This is a genomic window from Nostoc sp. NMS2 (assembly GCF_017115105.1).
Lineage (GTDB): Bacteria > Cyanobacteriota > Cyanobacteriia > Cyanobacteriales > Nostocaceae > Nostoc.
In genome coordinates this window covers 69,099-88,846 of sequence record NZ_JABXKH010000144.1, presented here as the reverse complement: position 1 = coordinate 88,846, position 19,748 = coordinate 69,099, and the positions used below count along the sequence as shown (strand labels likewise).

General features: G+C 42.3%; 17 protein-coding genes. 7 read left to right on the top strand and 10 right to left on the bottom strand.

The features are described from left to right. Positions 1-1,047 precede the first annotated feature (1,047 nt). The 4 genes from HWQ36_RS25875 to HWQ36_RS25860 form a co-directional block, all read right to left on the bottom strand. A complete protein-coding gene (locus HWQ36_RS25875; RefSeq protein WP_292708183.1) occupies positions 1,048-1,263 on the bottom strand; it encodes a DUF5615 family PIN-like protein in 216 nt (71 codons plus the stop codon). A gap of 74 nt (positions 1,264-1,337) precedes the next feature. After that, positions 1,338-1,949 (bottom strand): hypothetical protein, encoded by a 612-nt coding sequence (locus HWQ36_RS25870; protein ID WP_292708181.1) that lies wholly within the window; start codon positions 1,947-1,949, stop codon positions 1,338-1,340. Between the two features lie 200 nt (positions 1,950-2,149). Further along, entirely contained in the window at positions 2,150-2,467 is a 318-nt protein-coding gene (locus HWQ36_RS25865) for a DNA-binding transcriptional regulator (protein WP_292708179.1), read from the bottom strand. Continuing rightward, positions 2,439-2,834 carry a type II toxin-antitoxin system RelE/ParE family toxin gene (locus HWQ36_RS25860; RefSeq protein WP_292708177.1) on the bottom strand — a complete coding sequence of 132 codons (396 nt, stop codon included), beginning with the start codon at positions 2,832-2,834 and terminating at the stop codon, positions 2,439-2,441. Before HWQ36_RS25860 ends, HWQ36_RS25865 begins: the two co-directional genes overlap by 29 nt. 235 nt (positions 2,835-3,069) lie before the next feature. On the opposite strand from HWQ36_RS25860, the gene HWQ36_RS25855 reads away from it, so the two are divergent. From HWQ36_RS25855 to HWQ36_RS25845, 3 genes are all read left to right on the top strand, one after another. After that, complete coding sequence (locus HWQ36_RS25855) at positions 3,070-3,285, top strand: hypothetical protein (RefSeq protein WP_292708175.1); 216 nt, start codon at positions 3,070-3,072, stop codon at positions 3,283-3,285. Positions 3,286-3,514: 229 nt separating this feature from the next. Further along, on the top strand, positions 3,515-3,739 hold the full coding sequence (locus tag HWQ36_RS25850; RefSeq protein ID WP_292708173.1) for a hypothetical protein: 225 nt from the start codon (positions 3,515-3,517) through the stop codon (positions 3,737-3,739). A 256-nt stretch (positions 3,740-3,995) separates the two neighbouring features. Continuing rightward, the gene (locus HWQ36_RS25845) at positions 3,996-4,943 is read left to right on the top strand and encodes an aldo/keto reductase (RefSeq protein WP_292708171.1); all 948 of its coding nucleotides are present in this window, start codon (positions 3,996-3,998) and stop codon (positions 4,941-4,943) included. Positions 4,944-4,964: 21 nt separating this feature from the next. Here the strand turns inward: HWQ36_RS25845 and HWQ36_RS25840 are convergent, their stop codons facing one another. The 3 genes from HWQ36_RS25840 to rimO form a co-directional block, all read right to left on the bottom strand. Further along, entirely contained in the window at positions 4,965-5,543 is a 579-nt protein-coding gene (locus tag HWQ36_RS25840) for a Uma2 family endonuclease (protein WP_292708169.1), read from the bottom strand. A 196-nt stretch (positions 5,544-5,739) separates the two neighbouring features. Further along, complete coding sequence (locus HWQ36_RS25835; RefSeq protein WP_292708167.1) at positions 5,740-7,272, bottom strand: DEAD/DEAH box helicase; 1,533 nt, start codon at positions 7,270-7,272, stop codon at positions 5,740-5,742. Between the two features lie 266 nt (positions 7,273-7,538). Continuing rightward, positions 7,539-8,858 (bottom strand): 30S ribosomal protein S12 methylthiotransferase RimO, encoded by a 1,320-nt coding sequence (gene rimO / locus HWQ36_RS25830; RefSeq protein WP_292708165.1) that lies wholly within the window; start codon positions 8,856-8,858, stop codon positions 7,539-7,541. Positions 8,859-9,531: 673 nt separating this feature from the next. Here rimO and btpA point away from each other — a divergent pair. From btpA to HWQ36_RS25810, 4 genes are all read left to right on the top strand, one after another. Continuing rightward, positions 9,532-10,380 (top strand): photosystem I biogenesis protein BtpA, encoded by an 849-nt coding sequence (btpA, locus tag HWQ36_RS25825; RefSeq protein ID WP_012410840.1) that lies wholly within the window; start codon positions 9,532-9,534, stop codon positions 10,378-10,380. A 230-nt stretch (positions 10,381-10,610) separates the two neighbouring features. Then, a complete protein-coding gene (locus HWQ36_RS25820) occupies positions 10,611-11,594 on the top strand; it encodes a vitamin K epoxide reductase family protein (RefSeq protein ID WP_292708163.1) in 984 nt (327 codons plus the stop codon). 1,148 nt (positions 11,595-12,742) lie between these two features. Next, positions 12,743-14,935 (top strand): CHASE2 domain-containing protein, encoded by a 2,193-nt coding sequence (locus HWQ36_RS25815; protein ID WP_292708161.1) that lies wholly within the window; start codon positions 12,743-12,745, stop codon positions 14,933-14,935. A 760-nt stretch (positions 14,936-15,695) separates the two neighbouring features. Continuing rightward, entirely contained in the window at positions 15,696-15,932 is a 237-nt protein-coding gene (locus HWQ36_RS25810) for a hypothetical protein (RefSeq protein WP_292708160.1), read from the top strand. A gap of 113 nt (positions 15,933-16,045) precedes the next feature. Here HWQ36_RS25810 and nadB read toward each other — a convergent pair whose 3' ends face one another. From nadB to HWQ36_RS25795, 3 genes are all read right to left on the bottom strand, one after another. Then, the gene (gene nadB, locus HWQ36_RS25805; RefSeq protein WP_292708159.1) at positions 16,046-17,722 is read right to left on the bottom strand and encodes an L-aspartate oxidase; all 1,677 of its coding nucleotides are present in this window, start codon (positions 17,720-17,722) and stop codon (positions 16,046-16,048) included. A gap of 204 nt (positions 17,723-17,926) precedes the next feature. Beyond that, entirely contained in the window at positions 17,927-18,355 is a 429-nt protein-coding gene (gene psbU / locus HWQ36_RS25800; protein ID WP_292708158.1) for a photosystem II complex extrinsic protein PsbU, read from the bottom strand. A gap of 530 nt (positions 18,356-18,885) precedes the next feature. Next, the gene (locus tag HWQ36_RS25795; RefSeq protein ID WP_292708156.1) at positions 18,886-19,650 is read right to left on the bottom strand and encodes a DUF3120 domain-containing protein; all 765 of its coding nucleotides are present in this window, start codon (positions 19,648-19,650) and stop codon (positions 18,886-18,888) included. Positions 19,651-19,748: the final 98 nt, after the last annotated feature.

Sequence of the window (19,748 nt, the reverse complement as noted above, 5' to 3'; positions counted from 1 at the left end):
CTCTGTTCCAGGCAATCTTACCATACACTTAGACACCAGGTTAAGGCGTGTGCCAGCAGGGGAGTAGCTAAAATAGCTAAGGCTGAAGCGTCCATTTAAGCTCTCACAATTTCAGGCATAGGTATGATGAATTCTTAAATCTTCCTCATCATCCGCCTCAGTTGTTTTTATAGAAATATACGAAATCGATTTGAATATCGTAGAAATCGTCAGTGAAAAAGCTGTGTTTTGCTTCAACGAAGGAAGTAACCGCCTACACTATGCGGAAGAGTTAGATGTCATCGTTTGCTAAGAGATAAAAGATACCCAACCCAGAGTTTTCAATCTGCTTGGGTAGAAGATTTGTTCTCCGGTTGCCATTCTCTAAAGAATACCTTTATCTCTTGAAGAGGTGATGATTTATTGCATTCTAAATCGCTTTCATGCCATCAAGTAAGCCATCTCAGGCTTAATATGATGGCGATTTTTCACTGATGCTTTCCGGTTTATTTGCTACCAAATTTGAGATATTTATGCAGCTAATTGCTGCACATTTTGAAACTTTACTTAGAGGTAGGCGATGCCTACACCTACGCTAATCAACTATAGGTTTTTATACTACACTTACAAACTTGCTACAATTGTGCTTAGTTTCGTTAGTTACCATTCATGGTGAGTCGTTTTTAACTAGTGTTCAGTTCATAAACTGTCACTCACCAGATCCCCGATTTTCTTGTAAAAGAGATATTCTTAGTTAGTGCAAGGAGTGATACCATTTCACCAAATGTTTGTCACAAGTTATCCCCGCAATACTCCCTGATAAGGGGGTGTTGCAGATTTCAAATGTTGCATCAAACAAGTGAGTTGGTATAAGCTTTTACGGGGAAGCGCTTGAGTGAGCAAAACTCTCAAGCGCTTTTTCGTGTATAAATAAAACAGTTTAACTGTTTGAACGATAATACAGATGTTTTTAAATACACATATACCAGAGAAAGAAATTACTGTTACAATATTTTTTGCAACAGATTCTTGATGGTTTTAACATCCGTGCATTCCATCAAAATCTTTTTAAGTGACTGAACGTACCACACGAATTAGTTTTCCTTGCAACGGTTGTTTTGCTGTCACAGCCTCATCTATCCGTGATGCAAACTGTTCCCAATTACGATTGTTCGTACAAACAATAATACCGAAGTGGTTAGAATCACGACGATGCAAACGGATAAAATCAACTCTGTTGATAGTTAATATCGAGCGTTCTTGATTTACAGCAAATGTTAGCACTTCCTCATCACAATGCTTGATTCCGTAGGAGTTGGGAGAGCGATCGCACCAAAATATGACAGATTAAGATATGCCTATTTGAGATTGAGAAGTTGAAGCAGATTTTGAAGCTTAAAATTATTCCAACTCAGAGCTACTGAAGTTTCAATAGTTAAATTTCCTTGTTGAACGTTAATCATCAAAGCAGAACCATTTTCAAGACTATGGAAAAGGGAATCTAAAAGCTGCAATTGATTTCGAGGAAGAGTATAATAAACTTTATTATTTTCAATTCTAACCCCTTTTGGTAAAGCTCCATTGGGAAGTTTACCTCCCAAAAATCTTGTCCAAGCTGCAATGAGATAACGGTAAACTATCGATTCAGTCTCAAACTGAGGGGGTTTCAATAAGCGAAGTTCCCCTTCAACGTAATCTTTATTAAGAGTTATTTTCTCGGGAGTAAAGTGTAATTTTACTTGAATTTTATTGTACTCTATTGTCGCAATAAATCCTTCATCAGAGTGTGGTTCTAAGCTTTTTAATTGCTCAACTCTAGATTCGGCTTGTTGACAGAGAAATAAAACCATTTTTTTTGTCAAAGTCAACTGTTTAGCCTCTGAGCTAAATATAATGTATTCTTCTAGACTTCTTTTTAGAAATTGTCTAGACTCCTGAAACGTTGCTGTAACTTTGTTAAATACACCCATATTTAGTTATCCAAAAATATTTAGGTTTCTATTTATAAGTATTCCGGTAAAATTCGGTTGAATTATCACGATCGGAATAAAAGTCAAAAAGCTTGAACAAAGACTTATCACAACATTGAGCAAGAACTAGTTAAAAAATAGCGATTGGCTACGCCCCTCTGGAGGCGATCGCACTCCAGCAAGTACGCAGGGTTGATCCCTTAATCAATCACGCTATTCAATCCCCGTTTCTTAACTAGGTGCAACAGCTTAAGAGCCATGCCACTGGGACGCTTCTGACCGATTTCCCACTTTTGAACCGTTGATAGACTTGTATTCAAAATCGCAGCAAATACTGCTTGGCTGACATGAGATGATTCGCGTATTTCCTTAATTTGCTTAGGTTCTAGCGGTTCAATCACAGATAAGCACAGACGGTCGAATTCACGCAATGTAGTCTGATCCATTAGTCCAGCATTGTGCAGCCCCGTAGCGGTTTCATGAACGGCTTCAAGAATCGCTGATTTCTTCTTCGGCATTACAAATTACCTCCATCAATTCATCTTCCAACCTGGCTTTTTCGAGATCCTCTAGCGTGTAAGACAACAGCACCAATACCAGCATTTTTAATGCTTCTTCTTCTTTTTTGTTAATGTTGCTGCGATCGTTTTTCGGGAAGCCGAAAACAAAAAACCAGCAATCTCCCTTGTTGGTCGCCACCAGGGTACGAAAGCCACCACGCTTACCTTTTCCAGAGCGGGCAATCCGCTTTTTAAACAGTCCGCCTCCTAGATCGGCTTCGTAAAGTCCTGCCGTCATTTCGTTTACAGCCGCGCAGAGGCTAAGGTCGTCTAAACCCTCTTTGCGTGCCCAACGGTTAAACCATCGGGTTTTGTAGATTATCATGCTCTGGTCATTACCTTCGCTTATTATATAGCACTTGGTGCTATGATTAGCAAGTTCAATATCCTGATAGGTTTTGATAGATTAAAAGTTAAAAAACTTGAACCAAGACTCATCACAACATTGAGCAGGAGCTAGTTAAAAAATAGCGATTGGCTACGCGCCCCGCCGGAGGCGATCGCACTCCAGCAACTACAATGAGAGTACAACTAGTGTTGTACCTCCAGAGGCTGACAAAATGAAACGCACACTATATATTCCTGATGAGTTGTGGACACAACTTAACCAATACTTAAAAGATCACCCAGAGCAAAACCCATCAAGTGTTATACAGGCAGCACTAGCAGAAAAGTTACGCCCCAAAAATGGTTCAAGGCTATTATCGCTGGCAGGAATCGTCGAAAATGCTCCTACAGACGCTTCAGTTAATGAAGACTATTTGATACAAGGATGATACAAGTAAAAACTGCATTAAAAAAGATTTTAAATTAGACCTAAGAGTAATACTTATTAGAGTTATGGTATTATGCTGTAACTTTATTTGACGTAATCAAGCCACATAAAAATATCAATATTAAAATGTGGTTTTAACTACGCTATTCCATTGAATTAGTAAGATAAACTTGCCGTATGTATGTCATCAAACTACTTAGCTTCATCTAGTAATCAAAAAGGCATAAGCAATGACTAAAGAACCAGCAAAAGTAATATTATGGGAAGAAAATCAAAAAGATTTTCTAAAAAAGTTCTATGATCTCCAATTTACTCCCAGAGTAGGAGAGGAAGTTTACTTAAAAAAGGAGAAATGGAAAGTAACCAGAGTTGAGCATGACGTAGAAATAAGTGAGATTAATGTCTACATGGAATTAATCAAAAAAGCCAAGCAGGATAAATCATCTAATTCTTAAATACACTCAACTATAGCAATCCTATTTGATTTGTGAGAATTGCAGCCCGCAGATCCCCGACTTCGTAAAAGTTGTCAGGGATCTTGTTTATGCGCGTTTGATTCAGGATCTCAATCTTTATGCAAACTGCGATGTCTACGATGGGCTATTCGGCATCGCGCCATGAAAATATTACATCAACTTCCCCACACCCAATCTTGTCTGTAACGATACACTATAAAAGTAAAGAAATGTAAATAAACTAAATTTTGCAACCGTGGAAAACATCACATTGGGGCAAAATGGCCCAGTTGTTACACCCTTGTGCATAGGCACTTGGGCTTGGGGTGATAAACTATTTTGGAATTATGGCGATCACTACGGCCCAGAACAGTTACAAGAAGCCTTTACCGCAGCCTTAGAAGCTGGTATTACCTTCTTTGATACTGCCGAAGTCTATGGAATGGGACTATCAGAGAAATTTTTAGGGCAATTTCTGCAACAGACACAACAACCTGTACAAATCGCCACAAAATTTGGACCCCTACCGTGGCGATTTACAGCCCAATCCGTCTCTGATGCTTTAACAGCCAGCCTAAAACGCTTACAATTAGAGCGAATTGCCCTTTACCAAGTGCATTGGCCTTTTGCCTTCTTCTTAAGCCAAGAAACTTTGATGAATGCCCTAGCGGATGAAGTGAAGCGGGGCAGAATTGCCGCAGTCGGTGTGAGTAATTACTCAGCAGAGCAAATGCGAGACGCGCATCAAATATTGGCAGCCCGTGGAGTACCTTTGGCTGTAAACCAAGTCCGTTATTCTTTACTCAGTCGCCAAATTGAAAGCAAGGGTATTATTACAACTGCCCGTGAGTTGGGTGTGACTATCTTGGCGTATAGTCCTTTAGCACAGGGATTACTTACAGGGAAGTACAGTATTGATAGTGCTGAAACCCCAACTGGTGCGAGGAAAATAGACCCGCGATTTAAGAAAGAAGGTCTGCAAAAAATTGCCCCAGTTATATCTTTGCTACGCAACTTCGGAGAAAAATACGAGCGCACCCCAGCCCAAGTTGCTCTCAACTGGTTAATTGCTCAGGGGAACGTTATTCCCATTGCTGGGGTGAAAACAGCCGAACAGGTGCGGCAAAATGCTGGCGCTTTAGGCTGGAGATTGAACGACGATGAAGTTGGAGAGTTAGAACTAGTTAGTCGTCCTTGGCTGTAGAGACGTTGCAGTGCAACGTCTCTACTCAAACACAGGAGGCCAAATTTCTGACACTACTAGCTCCCAACCTGGTAGTAAGTCTGGTAGTGTCAGTTTGTCGTTGTCGTGCAAAACTATTGGTTCTTGGTTGAGTCGATAAACTGTGAGTGTCAATTTGTCAGGATCAATCAGGATACCAACTGTAGATCCAAGTTGTAAGAATAGCTGAATCTTTTCTACAAGTGGTTTGATCCGGTCTGACTTAGATTTTATCTCTACCATCAAGTCAGGTACAAGTTCCACAAAGTCGCGTTTGCTTGTTTTAAGTCTATTAGCACGAACAAAAGATACGTCGGGAGCGCGGAGATTTCGTTTTTCGTTATCAGCTTCTTTTCCGTTATCAGTTTCTAAGGTAGGCAAAATAAAACCAGCGCTAGAACCAGTCACCCGTCCTAGTCTTTGTGGGCGCACCCAGTTACCGAGTAATCTAACTAACTCAGCACCTATTTCCTCTGACTCATAATCTGATGGCCCCATAAGAAGTATATTTCCGTCTACTAGCTCCATCTGCCATTCTGGATGCTCTGCTTGTAGTTGCTCTAAGTCTGGAATAGTGAACATAACACCACTAAGAATCCATCTTTAATTTATCTTCCTACAAACTCGTAGAAAAAGTTACCCAAAAAGCCAAAAAGTCAAGAGCCAAAGTCAAAATCTTGACTCTTAACTCTCAACTCTCCAATTTTAGGTTTGGATTTTGGATTGAAGAAAAAATCTAAAATCTAAAATCCAAAATTGATTAACTTCTAACTGTTGACTAAGAAGCTGACTCTCTAGCTGTAGGTGAACCTATCTTTTTACTAGGGGATGCAGAAGACTCCTGCCCACTTGTCCGCAGTTTTGGTTTGGGAGAAGAATGTCTTTCTTCTCCATTGCTGCTATCTGATTTCCATGCAGAACGGGGGCGATCGCTGGAAGATGATTCCCGACGCTTGCCAAGTCTTGGTTTGGGAGCGGAGGATTCCTCTTGAGGAATTTCCACGTCTGAACTCAACCAAGCGGGACGAGTTTGATCGTAAGCAATTTGCAGTGCTGCGGCGGCGATCGCTTGAGCATCGTATTCTTCAATTAGTTCGCTAACTATCGGCAAGAATGATGCCAAACGCTCACCTGTCAAAGCTTCGCGTACCTGTTCTTGCAATTTCAGGATGTGCCGCGCTTCAATTTGGGCGCGTGTTGGAATGGTCAGCAATTGCCAACTTTGGCGGTTATGACGTTCAAATGTTTGCTGTTTGCGCCGCTCAAATGGTTGTACTAACGAAATTGCTGTTCCTTCTTTACCAGCACGACCAGTACGACCAATACGATGGACGTAGGTTTCTACGCTATCGGGTAAGTCGTAGTTGATCACATGGGAGAGTTGATCGACATCTAACCCTCGTGCTGCAATATCAGTTGCTACCACCCAACGGACTTGACGGTTACGGAATCTGACTAATAACCGTTCCCGCGCTTGTTGCGACAAGTCACCGTGGTATTCATCTACACTGTGACCAGCGCCTTGTAACTGACTGGTGAGTTCTGCGGCGGTGCGTCTGGTGCGAACAAAGATTAAAGCTGTTTCTGGATCTTCCATTTCCAGAATCGGCTGTAAAGCTTTGGCTTTTGTCCAGTGACGGGGGATTAGGTAAGCTACCTGATTAATCTTGTTGGGAGCGGCTTTTGGTTGCTCAACGGTGACAGTTGCAGGCGATCGCAAAAACTTGTTCACCAACATCCGAATCGATGGTGGCATTGTTGCCGAGAATAAAGCTGTTTGGCGATCTACGGGCGCTTGTGAGAGGATTTTCACCACATCATCAATAAAGCCCATGCTCAACATTTCATCAGCTTCATCCAACACAAACCACTTCACTTGATCGAGCTTTAAACAGCCGCGATCGAGCAAATCGATCACCCGTCCAGGAGTACCCACGACCATGTGAACGCCACGTCTGAGTTGTAACATTTGGCGGTCAATTGATTGACCACCATAGATTGCTAACACCCGCAATCCTTCATCGCCGATGAATTGGGCGATCGCATCATGAACTTGCATTGCTAATTCACGAGTTGGTGTTAAAACTATGGCTTGTACAGCTTTTTGATTAATATCTAGCCGTTCTAAAATAGGCAGTGAAAATGCTGCTGTTTTACCCGTTCCAGTTTGAGATTGACCGACTACATCACGACCACCTAGCAATTGGGGAATTGCTTGGATTTGAATGTTAGTTGGTTCGGTAAAACCGATTTTTTCTAGTTGTGCAACACGTTCTTGAGAAATGCCTAATTCTTGGAATGAAAGAGTCATTAATTCGTCCTAAATTTTATGTAAGGATTTTTGGATTAGTCATTTAGTCATTTAGTTATTAGTCATTAGTCATTAGTCATTAGTCATTAGTGAGCTAAGGGCGGTAGCAAGACCTCAACTCTTGGAGAGGCTATGCCAACAAGTCCGCTAGCGTTTCAGGTAAACCCTCATGAAAACTGCCATTAATGCAGCATTGACCTGAGTATAAGGATGAATCTGTAAGGGTCATTTAACAAATGAACTTTGGACAAAGGACAAATGACAACTTAGTTATTGACTACTTGACCATAGAGGTCGTATGTATCAGCGTGGTGAATCGCTACTGGCACGATGGTTCCTAACTTTGCCTGGCCTTTGACATACACCAGACCATCAACCTCTGGGGAAAATCTACCTGAACGACCTATTAGTTCACCACTTTCAGGATTTTCTTGCTCAATCAGGACATCGACAATTTTGCCTACTTCCTGTTGATTTTTCTTTTGAGAAATCGGTTGCTGGAGTTCCATCAGTTGGTATCGGCGCTCGTCCATCACCTCTTGGGGCAACTGATTTGGTAGCTTATAAGCTGGGGTTCCTTCCTCAGAGGAAAAGGTGAAGACGCCAACATGATCGAATTCATGCCGCTGAACGAACTCTAGTAGATGCTCAAAATGCTGGTTTGTTTCTCCTGGGAAACCAACAATAAATGTTGTCCGCAGTACGGCTGTTGGTAGCGCCGTTTTGATGCGATCTATAATCCCATCATTTACCCGCCCTTGCCAAGGACGGTTCATGGCGCGGAGAATATCTGGATGAGAATGCTGCAAGGGCAAGTCCAGATAAGGCAAGACGTTTGGTGTTTCTTGAATCGCCGCGATTACATCTGGGGTCAGTCCCGTGGGATAAGCGTAGTGCATTCTGATCCACGGTATATCTACTTTCCCCAAGGCGCGAAGTAATTCGGCTAATTTTGGCTGACCGTAAATATCCAAACCGTAATTAGTAGTGATTTGGGAAATTAGAATAATTTCCTTTACCCCTTGACTAACTAACTGCTCCGCTTCGGCGACTATAGATTCAATAGTACGCGATCGCTGGTTCCCTCGAAGATGAGGAATTATACAAAATGCACAACGATAATCACAACCTTCGGCAACCCGTAAGTAAGCTACACCCTCGGTTGTAGTGCGATAGCGCGGTGTAGTCTCGTCGGCAATGTAGGTTGGTTCGATACTAACCTGTTTGACCCGTTCGCCTTGTTCTACACGCTCAATTACATTAACAATTTTGTGATAATCGCCTGTGCCCACAACGGCTACTGCTTCGGGCAACTCTTCCAAAAGTTGTTCTTGAAAGTGTTGCGCCATACAGCCAGTGATTACGATCTTTTTATTTGCCTCTGCCAGTTCTACCAAAGTTCTGACAGATTCTTGCCGGGCTGCTTCAATAAAACTACAAGTATTAACAATAACGTAATCTGCTAACTCTTCATTTGTATCTACACCGTAGCCTGCTTCTACGAGCATTCCCAGCATGTGTTCTGTATCAATTCGATTTTTCTCGCAGCCCAGGTGAGAAATGGCAATTGTTGGCTTGTCACCCATATTTTGAAAATATCTTCATTTTTTTTCTTCTTGTTGTCAAACATTCCGGCGCTAACTTCGCTTTTTTGCTATCAGCATCCTCATGAAAACACTACAGTGGCAAATTCCCACTGTTTGTAACTGTCCGTGAACCCATAACCCTATTAATAAATAAAAATAGAGGTCATGTTATGATATTCCTATCAATCTGTTCCCCAGGGTAAATTGAAGTGTCTTTGGGTACATTTGACACTTGTAATCTTTTTTAACAATTCGCCTATTGGTATTTTACATTACCTTGGCGTGTGCGTTGTTAACCTACCCATCGGGAAGCCGCCCAAAGGGCTTGTTGTGAGAAGTCGCTACCCTCAGGGAAATCGACGAAAGCGACTACGCCTATAAAGCAGTAATGCTACCCTGGCGATTGGCAAGTCCTGCGACTGGGCGCGGACAAGATGCCTAAACCACGGAAAGCTGCCTTGCGTCTAGTGAGTGGCAAACTCCTCTTCTAGCCAGGTTTTATCTTAACATATCTTATGGGAGGTTTCACGCCAATTTCCATCTGAGGAAGGAGGCAATAAACCGACTATCATAAAACACATTTGACTAGTTAATGAAAAGTCAAGAGTCAAGGGTCATATAATCAATAGTCAAAAAATTCTAGACTCTGGACTCCGCGAGGCGGATTAAAGACGTGGACTTATATCAATTATTTAAAACTCGCTCACCGATTATTGGCGTGGTTCACCTGCTACCACTGCCTACCTCACCCCGTTGGGGAGGTAGTCTAAAAGCGGTAATTGACCGAGCGGAACAAGAAGCCGCAGCCCTTGCAAGCGGAGGGGTTGACGGTCTGATTGTGGAGAATTTTTTCGACGCGCCGTTTACCAAAAACCAAGTCGATCCTGTGGTCGTGAGTGCCATGACCATTGTGGTGCAACGGATACAAAACTTGGTGACTTTGCCTATAGGCTTAAATGTTTTGCGAAACGACGGCAAAAGTGCAATGGCGATCGCTAGTTGTGTGCAGGCGCAATTCATCCGCGTCAACGTTCTCACGGGAGTAATGGCAACCGATCAGGGATTAATTGAAGGAGAAGCCCATCACCTACTCCGCTATCGACGGGAGTTAGGCTGCGATGTTAAAATTCTGGCCGATGTTTTGGTGAAGCACGCCCGTCCTTTGAGTTCTCCAAATCTCACAGTCGCCGTGAAAGACACCATTGAAAGGGGTTTAGCAGACGGGGTGATTTTGTCAGGCTGGGCTACTGGTAGTCCACCTAACTTAGAAGATTTGGAACTAGCTTGTGATGCAGCATCTGGCACGCCAGTGTTCATTGGTAGTGGGGCAAATTGGGAAAATATTGATACATTGATGCAGGCCGCAGATGGTGTAATAGTTTCCAGTTCTCTGAAACGTCATGGACGGATTGAGCAACCAATCGACCCAATTCGCGTCAGTCAATTTGTCGAAGCCGCGCGTCGCAGTTGGAATTCCAAAGGTGAAAGCAAATCAGCAGAACAAGTAAAGTTACATTCTTAAATTGGGAATTGGGAATGGGGCATGGGGAAAAAGCAAGGGAGCAGGGAGCAGAGAGAGTATGGGAAGCAGGGGAACAAGAACTATTAATTATTGATCAATTCCCAATAACCCAATGCTCAATGCCCAATACTTCGACTTACCTCGGCTTCGCTCGGCACAAGTCGCTCAGTACAAGTGCCCAATTCCCAATTCCCATTCCCCATTCCCCATTCCCCATTCCCTAATTATTTATGATTCGCCGTCGTTCTACTCCTTGGATTCATAAATGGTCACGGCCATTGATTGCCGCGATCGCTGGATGTGGTGCTTTGATCACAGGTTATCTCACCATAGAAAAGTTAACAGGAGGCAGTGCAGCTTGTCTGGCAGAGGCTGGTGCTAAGGGTTGTAATGATGTGCTTTCCAGTCCTTGGGCAACAATTTTTGGTCAGCCGTTAGCTTTGTTTGGGCTTTTGGCATACATCAGTATGGTGATATTGGCTTTAGCTCCCTTGGTATTCAACTCAGGGGAAAACAATAGCCGCAAACAATTGGAAAATTTGACGTGGTGGCTGCTGCTGGTGGGTGCGATCGCTATGTCTGTCTTTAGCGGCTACTTAATGTACGTGTTGGCATCTCAAATTAAAGCTGTTTGTCCTTACTGTATCGGTTCGGCTTTATTCTCTGTGAGTCTTTTGGTACTAACAATTATGGGTCGCACTTGGGAGGATATTGGACAAATCTTCTTTACCGCCCTGATTGTGGGCATGGTAACGCTGATTGGTACTTTAGGCGTTTATGCTGGCGTGAATAAATCAGATGTTACATCTGGAACTCCAGGACAACCCACAAAAATTACCTTTAATTCCAAAGGAGAGCCTAACCCAGCCTTCGGTTGGGAAGTTACCACCACTTCTGGTGAGGCAGAAATAGCTTTAGCAAGCCATCTAGCAAAGGTAGGCGCGAAGGAATATAGTGCTTTCTGGTGTCCTCACTGCCATGAACAAAAGCAGCTTTTTGGCAAAGAAGCCGAGGAAATAATCAACAAAGATGTTAAAATCGAGTGCGATCCCAAAGGATTCAAGGCTCAAACTGAACTGTGTAAAGCCGCAAAAATTGAAGGCTTCCCCACTTGGATCGTCAATGGTCAAAGTTATAGCGGAGTCCAAAACTTAGAGGAACTAGCAAAAGTTTCTGGTTACACAGGGCCTCGCAACTTTAAGTATTTCAAGTAATTGCCTTCAGGAAGGCTACATCAAGCTAGTGGCAAGGTGTAGCTCATATCCCATAATGAATAGTGCTGAGTTAAAAGACTGCCACCCCACTTGTTTTACCTACGTGAAGCAACTACCTTTGAGGGCATAGACAAAGGACATCAGTATCAAGTGTCTTTTCTCACTCGGCATAAACTAAACGCCCCGCTACAGGGCTGAGTATGGTCAACTGGATGAATACAGCAAAGTCTGTTTCCAGTTGGCTGTTTTGTTTTTGGCAATAGACAATAAATATTGTCCAATACCCAATTACCAATTTCTCTGCGGCTTTTATCCGCAAATACTTTAAGTTTAAGGAAACTAATCAAGTATATTTACCTTAATCTAAGAGAATGTTTGGAAAGTCGTTGAGTATACTATAAACCCCGCTTCCATTGCTCTCCCCGAAACGGCTACGGTGTACACACAAGTCTTTGAGAGTTGCCCCATAAGCTTTTGATCCCCCCAACCCCCCTTAAAAAGCTACGGTGTACACACCGTAGGCATCGGGAAGGGGGTCAGGGGGTTAGGTCTTTGATGACTTTGATGTTTCGCATAATACTTTTCAAACATCCTCTAATGTATGCTTTAATTTTTTACAGCACTTGGGAGCCACCTTGGGATGTAATCATGTCAGCGTCAAACCTAAAGGTGTGTCTGTTAGAAGTTACAAGTCACCACAATTATCAGTAAAATATCTAATTGATTACAGATGCGCGATCTGAATTGAATAAGCTTTGCCAGACAAGCATTTGGGCGTTAAATTCACTGAAACTCGCTTTCAACAGATTTATTAATCTGTGCTAATAGCCACAAAACTCCCAGTTGCCGTTTGGTCAGATAATCAGCCTCAATATATGGTATGACATTCACAAATGCCAGGATGTCTTGAAGAAACTTGCTGAGTTGAAAAAACTATTAGGGGAACTCCAAAAAATAAATTATCCAATTTCTGTACTTCACTGCGATTTTCCCTCCCCCTGCTCCCTGCCCCCTGCCCTTAAAGCGATGGGATATTTTTTTATTTGGAAGTCCCTAGAAACTCTATTTAGCTCTCCCTTAAGATATGTTAGTCCGATAGTTAATAGCTATCGGAAATAGAGAATATTTCTCCCTACTAGGTAATGGGAATGAATCAGCAGCTAGACAAGCGTTTTGTAAAGTTAATCTTTGGACTAAAACAATCGCTTAGTCGAGGACACAGAGAATTGATTACTGCCGTTAGCGTTGCAGTCTGCGTCGTGCTGTTGCACTCCATTGGATTATTGCAATCTTTGGAGTTTGCAGCTTTGGATCAATTGTTTCGCTTCCGTCCAAATGAACCACCGGAAGAGCGTATTACCATCGTAGTGATTGATGAAGCCTATTTAAACGAAATACGTTCGTGGCCGATTTCAGATGCGAAGATTGCAGTGTTGTTGCAAAAATTAAATGTCCACAAACCCCGTGCTATTGGTTTAGACCTCTACAGAAATTTGCCAGTACAGCCTGGTAATCAAGAACTGCGTAATACTTATCAGTCAATGCCCAATTTAATTGGTATTGAACTATTGGCAAATGACAAAAACAAAAACTTTAGTGTTTTGCCTCCACTGGGACTAAATAAGGATCAAGTTGGCTTTAATAACGTGCTGTACGATCTTGATGGTAAAGTACGCCGCAGTTTGTTGTATTGGCACGTTGATAATCAGTTACACGAAAGTTTTGCCCTGAAGTTGGCTTTATTGTATTTAAAGTCAAATGGAATTACGCCCACGAAAGCAAAAAGCAACCCTAAGTATTTGCAATTGGGTAAAGCATCATTTACTCGTTTTGAGGGTAATGATGGTGCTTATGTGAGGGCTGATGATAGAGGATACCAAATTCTGACCAATTTTCCCAAACCTAAATGTCAAAGTTCATCTGGAGAATTTTGTAGTTTTCGTCAGGTATCGATAAAAGATGTACTGGCTGATAAAGTCCCAGAAAACTTAATCAAAGATCGGATTATACTAATTGGCTCCACTGCCCCCAGTCTCCAGGATTTTGTATTCATTCCCTATTCCAGCAATCTAATAGGTACGGCAAAGCCTGTACCTGGGATTCAACTGCAAGCTTATTTTATTAGTGAGTTAATTTCTGCTGCTCTTGATGGACGACCATTATTGAAATTCTGGTCTGACTTGGTGGAATACTTGTGGATTTTTATCTGGTCTTATCTGGGAGCCGTGACGACATGGCGGATACGACACGCTACTAGGAGCCTGCTCTGTATCCTAGTTTCTTGCTTTGTGTTGACCTTGACTACATATTTTGCTTTTTTGTACGGTTTGTGGATACCGCTCCTTCCCTCACTGTTTAGCTTTGGCAGTTCAGCTATTTGGATGATCAGTCATATTGCCCATATCCAGGAAGAGTGGAAACGTTCTAAAGAATTTTTGCATCACGTAATCAACACGATTCCCGATCCAATTTTTGTGAAAAATGAACAACACCAGTGGATTGTTTTAAATGAAGCCTATTGTCGATTTATCGGTTATCCAAATAAGTTGTTAATTGAGAAGTCAGACTATGACTTTTTCCCTAAACATGAAGCTGATGTGTTTCGACAACAGGATGATCTTGTGTTCCGAACTCAAAAACCACAGGAACATGAAGAAGAATTTACAAATGCAGATGGCCAGACTCATCAAATTGCCACTAAGCGATCGCTGCATAAAGACTCAGCTGGCAATTTCTTTTTAGTTGGGGTCATCCGAGATATTACTCAGCGCAAGCTGATGGAGGAACAACTTAAGCGTACTGCTGCTGAACTATTCCAATTAAAACTCAAAGAAGATCACTTGCGTTATTTGGCGTATCACGACCCCCTCACCGGTTTATCCAATCGCAAATTTTTTGCCGAACAGCTTTACGAGTCATTACACTGGGCGCAACACAATAACCTGTTACTGGGACTGCTGTTTATTGATTTAGATGGCTTTAAGCAAGTCAATGATACTCTGGGGCACGAGACGGGCGATCGCTTGCTAATGACTATCGCTGGAAGACTCAGCAACTCTTTACGCGCTAGTGATACGGTTTCTCGTTTGGGTGGCGATGAATTTACTATAATTTTGCGGGCAATTCCTAATGTCCAGATAGCTGCTAAAGTCGCCGAAAAAATCTTAAGCAGTATTACCAAGCCAATTGTTCTGGATGGCTATGCAATCCGAATCTCTGCCAGTATTGGCATAAGTGTCTACCCATACAACAGTCAAGACAGTGAAACTTTGATCAAACAAGCAGATGCAGCAATGTATCGTGCCAAGCACCTGGGTAAAAATCGCTACGAGTTTGCTTAATTAGTTAAGATTCAAGCCTCAAAATTTTTATTCCTATGGTAAAAATTTTTACCCTCAAATCAAGAATATAGACTTTCAACACGTGCAAGGCACTATCTTGAAAAAGCATTTCGTATATGACTATAGGTGGTTTTTTTAGTCAAGATGGAGACTTAGCAAGGGTTTTTGACCTGATGAATAAAACTAAGAATATAGGTAAGAAAGGAATTAGTCATCAGAATTAATTAAGAAAAACTTTTTTTTCCTAATTTTTCGTAATTTTTTTTACTCACAAAAATATACTTATACTGTATGGGATTATTACGGTATTTCATAGTTCCATCGTTTTTGAAATCCTTATAATATAACAGTTACGTTGTTTTATCTTTATATATCTTTATTATAGTAAAAACATAAGTATACAAGAAAACAAATATTTTTTTATATTTTTTGAAATCTTTATTCAGCGAACATAGTGTTTATACTTAAAAGCATTAAGATATTATTAATAAATAGTGAATTAGGCAAAACGCTTACAGCAATCCATCAACATATCTAACTTTAGACTGATGTAAAAATGACTAATTAAGAATATTACTTAAGTATGAGAACTATTTAATACCAGCAAACTAAGTTGCTTACAAGTAAACACCACAATTACTTATAAACTATTGGCAATAATTTAATAAAGTTTGAATATTTTTTTAAAAAACATCAGTAAATATACGTTAGTCAATAAAAATACATTTGAAATGAAAAATTAGTAAATTTACTGGAACTAATGAAAACTAACCTCCGAATCACAAAGATTATAATATTCTGTATAAGTGCTTACATATTAATACCGAAAGTTGCCGCTTGCACGAGTCTATTCGGTACTGCAAGTGCTAATGCTGTTAGTACTCCTAGCAGCAATACTTTAATCGCCCGCAAAGTCAATTCTCAAAATTTAAAAGACACATATATCCCACCAAATTATGGTGGCCCTGACAGTCAGCATGGTAGCGGTACTCGCTGATGGCCATTTTGGATTTTAGTTTAAAGTCCAGTATTAAAAAATATTACTAGAACGGGGCTGTCTCTAACCCCGTCCATGATTACATGGACAAGGAATGCCGCACAGAAGAATGTTCAAGATAATATTGGAGATTTCCACCAATGATCTGTTTGGACAAGTGTGTGAACTTGCCAATTTGGGTCTGGTTGAGGATAGTCTAAACGGTAGTGTCCGCCTCGGCTCTCGGTTCTAAAAGCAGCACTTTTGAGAATTAAATCAGCCACATCTAATAAGTTGCGGGTTTCTGCCCAAAGTCGCAATTGTCGTTCAATATCTGGTAACTCAAAACTAGCTGATTCTGTTGGGTGTAAAGCAAGCAAGAATTGACTTAAAGGCAAAGCAGCGAAATCTTGCTGCCAAGATTCAACAGTGGCGATCGCAGTTTCCAACTTTGATTGTTCCCGACAAATACCAGCACTTTCCCACACTAGACGCGGTAACTTCTCTCTGAGTGCTTCTAGCTGTGCTTGCTGGATGTGCCACTCACTAGCATCAATACTAAATTTTTGCGATCGCAGCATTGATGTTTCTGACGGCAGCCCTATATTTTCCAACTCTATTTGGCTCATCTGGGCCCCAAAGACAATACATTCCAGCAGGGAATTACTGGCAAGGCGATTTGCCCCATGCACGCCGGTACTAGCAGTTTCACCCACTGCATACAAACTCTTAATATTCGTGCGATTCATCAGATCCGCGACAATCCCACCCATCCAGTAATGAGCAGCAGGCGCTACAGGAATTGGTTCATGGAAAACATCAACTCCCCAATGCTGACAAACTTTGATGATGTTGGGAAAGCGGTGACGAATCTTGTCGGCAGGGATGGGGCGCATATCCAACCACACATGGGCAGTCGCTAAATCAACGGCAGTACGTTGTAAATGGCTGAAAATTGCTCTGCTGACCACATCTCTGGGTGCGAGTTCACCCGCAGGGTGGTAGTCAAAGGCAAAACGCCGCCCTTCATCATCAACAAGGTGTGCCCCCTCGCCGCGTACAGCCTCGCTAATGAGAAAGCGATCGGCACCAGGTTTAGTCAGGGCAGTGGGGTGAAATTGTACAAATTCCAAATCGCGGAGGATAGCCCCAGATCGATATGCGATCGCTACCCCATCACCAGTACTCACCGCTGGGTTAGTGGTTTGGGCAAATACCTGACCGCCGCCACCAGTTGCCAATATTACAGCACCAGCTTTAATCCATCTGATTTCACCTTGATAAAACAGGCTTATTCCTTGACAGCGATTACTTTCGGGTTCAATCCACAAACTTAAAGCCAAAGCTTGCTGAATGACTTGAATATTCGGGCGACGTAATACTTGGGCGGTGAGAGTGGTTGTAACTTCCCTGCCTGTGGTGTCCGCAGCGTGGAGAACGCGGTTCCGAGAATGGGCAGCTTCTAAAGTTAAAGCCAAGGTTTGACCATGACGGTCAAAAGCAACCCCCAAGTCAACTAGGGATTGAATGCAGTTAGGGGCAAGTTGGGCGAGAAATTCTACAGCGTTGCGATCGCACAAACCTGCACCTGCCCGGATCGTATCTTCAATGTGTAGCGTGGGAGAATCTTCCGGGGAAACGGCTGCGGCAATACCACCTTGTGCCCAATCACTAGCGGACAAAGCAACAGTTTCTTTGGTAATCAAGCCGACTCGCAAGGACTCTGGTAGACACAGCGCTGTGTATAGTCCAGCAGCACCAGCGCCGACTACTAAGACATCAAATTGGCTAGGAATATCTATCTGAGGCAAGGTAATGCGGGAGGGGGGAGGGGGCAGGGGGCAGGGGAGCAGGGGGCAGGGGAGCAGGGGGCAGGGGGAGACAAGGAAAAATTTTACTTTGTCAGCTTGTCTCCCTTGTCTCCCTTATCCTCCCTCATCCTCCCTCATCTCTAATAAAATACTCCCACTCCCTAGAATCAGGAGTGGGCTGCTATTTGCTAGATTAACTGCAACTTATCTGTAGATGCCGTTGTTAAAGCGATCGTCTCCTTCATTGAAGGCAGGCTCTAGTTCTGTCACGGTAAACTTATCTAAGTTGGCTTGCAGGGCTTGTTTTTGGCGATCGCTCAATCCTGGAAGATCCAATATATCCTCTACATTTTTGTAGGGAGCATTTGTGATGATTTTCTTCGCCAAGGTGGGATAAAGCCCTGGATACTGTTGAAAAGCTCGGACGTTGGTATTATTCAAATCAATTTTTTTACCAAATTCCGTTCCTAGCTTCGCATCTGCCCGATTCTGCCGCTCAATTGCCAGAATTGGCACTTGAGGAAAAGCAAAACTGTTGAAACTAGCAGCTTGGGCTATCTGAGTTGTTCCCAACCATCCCCAGCAACTAAGTAACAAACTAAACACTGTTAATAAACGCGCCAATCCTTTCACGATTTTCTACCTCTTTCCATCAAACAGAAATAAAAGTTTTAAGCTCACAGTGGTCATTGGTCATTAGTCATTAGTCATTAGTCATACTCTGCGGGAAGTCGCTAATGCGTCTACGTGAGAGCGCCAAGGACAAAGGACAAAAGACAAAACTTGAGAGCTTAATTAACACAGCAGTCATCAGAAACTAATATACAGCGTATTAATATCCACAATATTTACCGTTACTGGGTTTGACTGGGGTTTTGGCAAAAATTTTTATCGCGATCGCAGTGTCTGTATAGCTGTAATAGCCTTCTATCAATGATCTCGGTAGCATTCCCAGCTAGACGAAATCTTTTCAGGGTGGCTAATTTTACCTTTCAAGCAGACACGAAACCGCCCGATGTCTGATACCGAATACCCTAGCAAGAAGACTTGAGGGTGATGGACTGTTATGTAATATTTCTTAACTAATTACTTATCTACAGCATCATTCTTGATGTGCCGTAGACTGACTGGAAAAAATTTTGGTTTGTAACCTCCAGCCTCCTTCATGCTGCGATCGCAGCTAACAAAAATAGGCTGTCTACTAAAATTGTGCTTAAAACTGCTCCACCAAAGGCATACCAGTGTCTTTGCTTTCCACCTAAAGCTAAAATCCCCACTGTTAATAGCACTAAGGCGAGAATTATCGCCCAAGATTGTCCCCAAGGTGTTTGTACTTGCATCAGGGCATTTTGTAAGATTTGTGCTGCGCCATCCGCATCTACTCTCATAATTTGCCGCCAGTAGGGCATCAAGTCTACTATATAAAAATATACGTCTGTTAAAACTGTACCGAGTAAAGATCCTAAATAAAACCAGCTACCAACCTTGCCCCAATTCTTCGCCAGACACAAACAAGCAAAAGGTAAGCCTATAGATTCTACTGGCAGATGCCATACAGGTTCCCAACGTAACCAGCCCCAATAAATCGCCCCTGCTAACCAACTCCAGCTAAACCCTAAGAGCAAATCCCCCCAGACATAAGTTGCAGTCCGTGACATTAAGGTAAAACTTAACCACACCCAAAATGCTGTCAGCGCTAAACTGAGGGTTGGTAGCGATCGCACTATTGGCGCTTCAACAAATACTGGCACTGTTACCAAAAATACCGCCGCCGCAAACACTAACCAACTTTGTTGGGCAAAAATAGATAAAGGCAAAGAGCGAGAAAAGGAGAGTGCAGATTCCAATTGCCCAGTATCAGCCAAATCCAACTCAGTATCAATAGAAGGGGTAGAAGCAGTGTAGGAGGACAGTGTATTATTAATCAAAGTTTTTAATATTTGTTACTAAACTTTATCTTATTTAAGATATCACATTTTAAAATCCCCCCCTGGGGCATTGTAATTATACTGGCATTTCCCAGAGT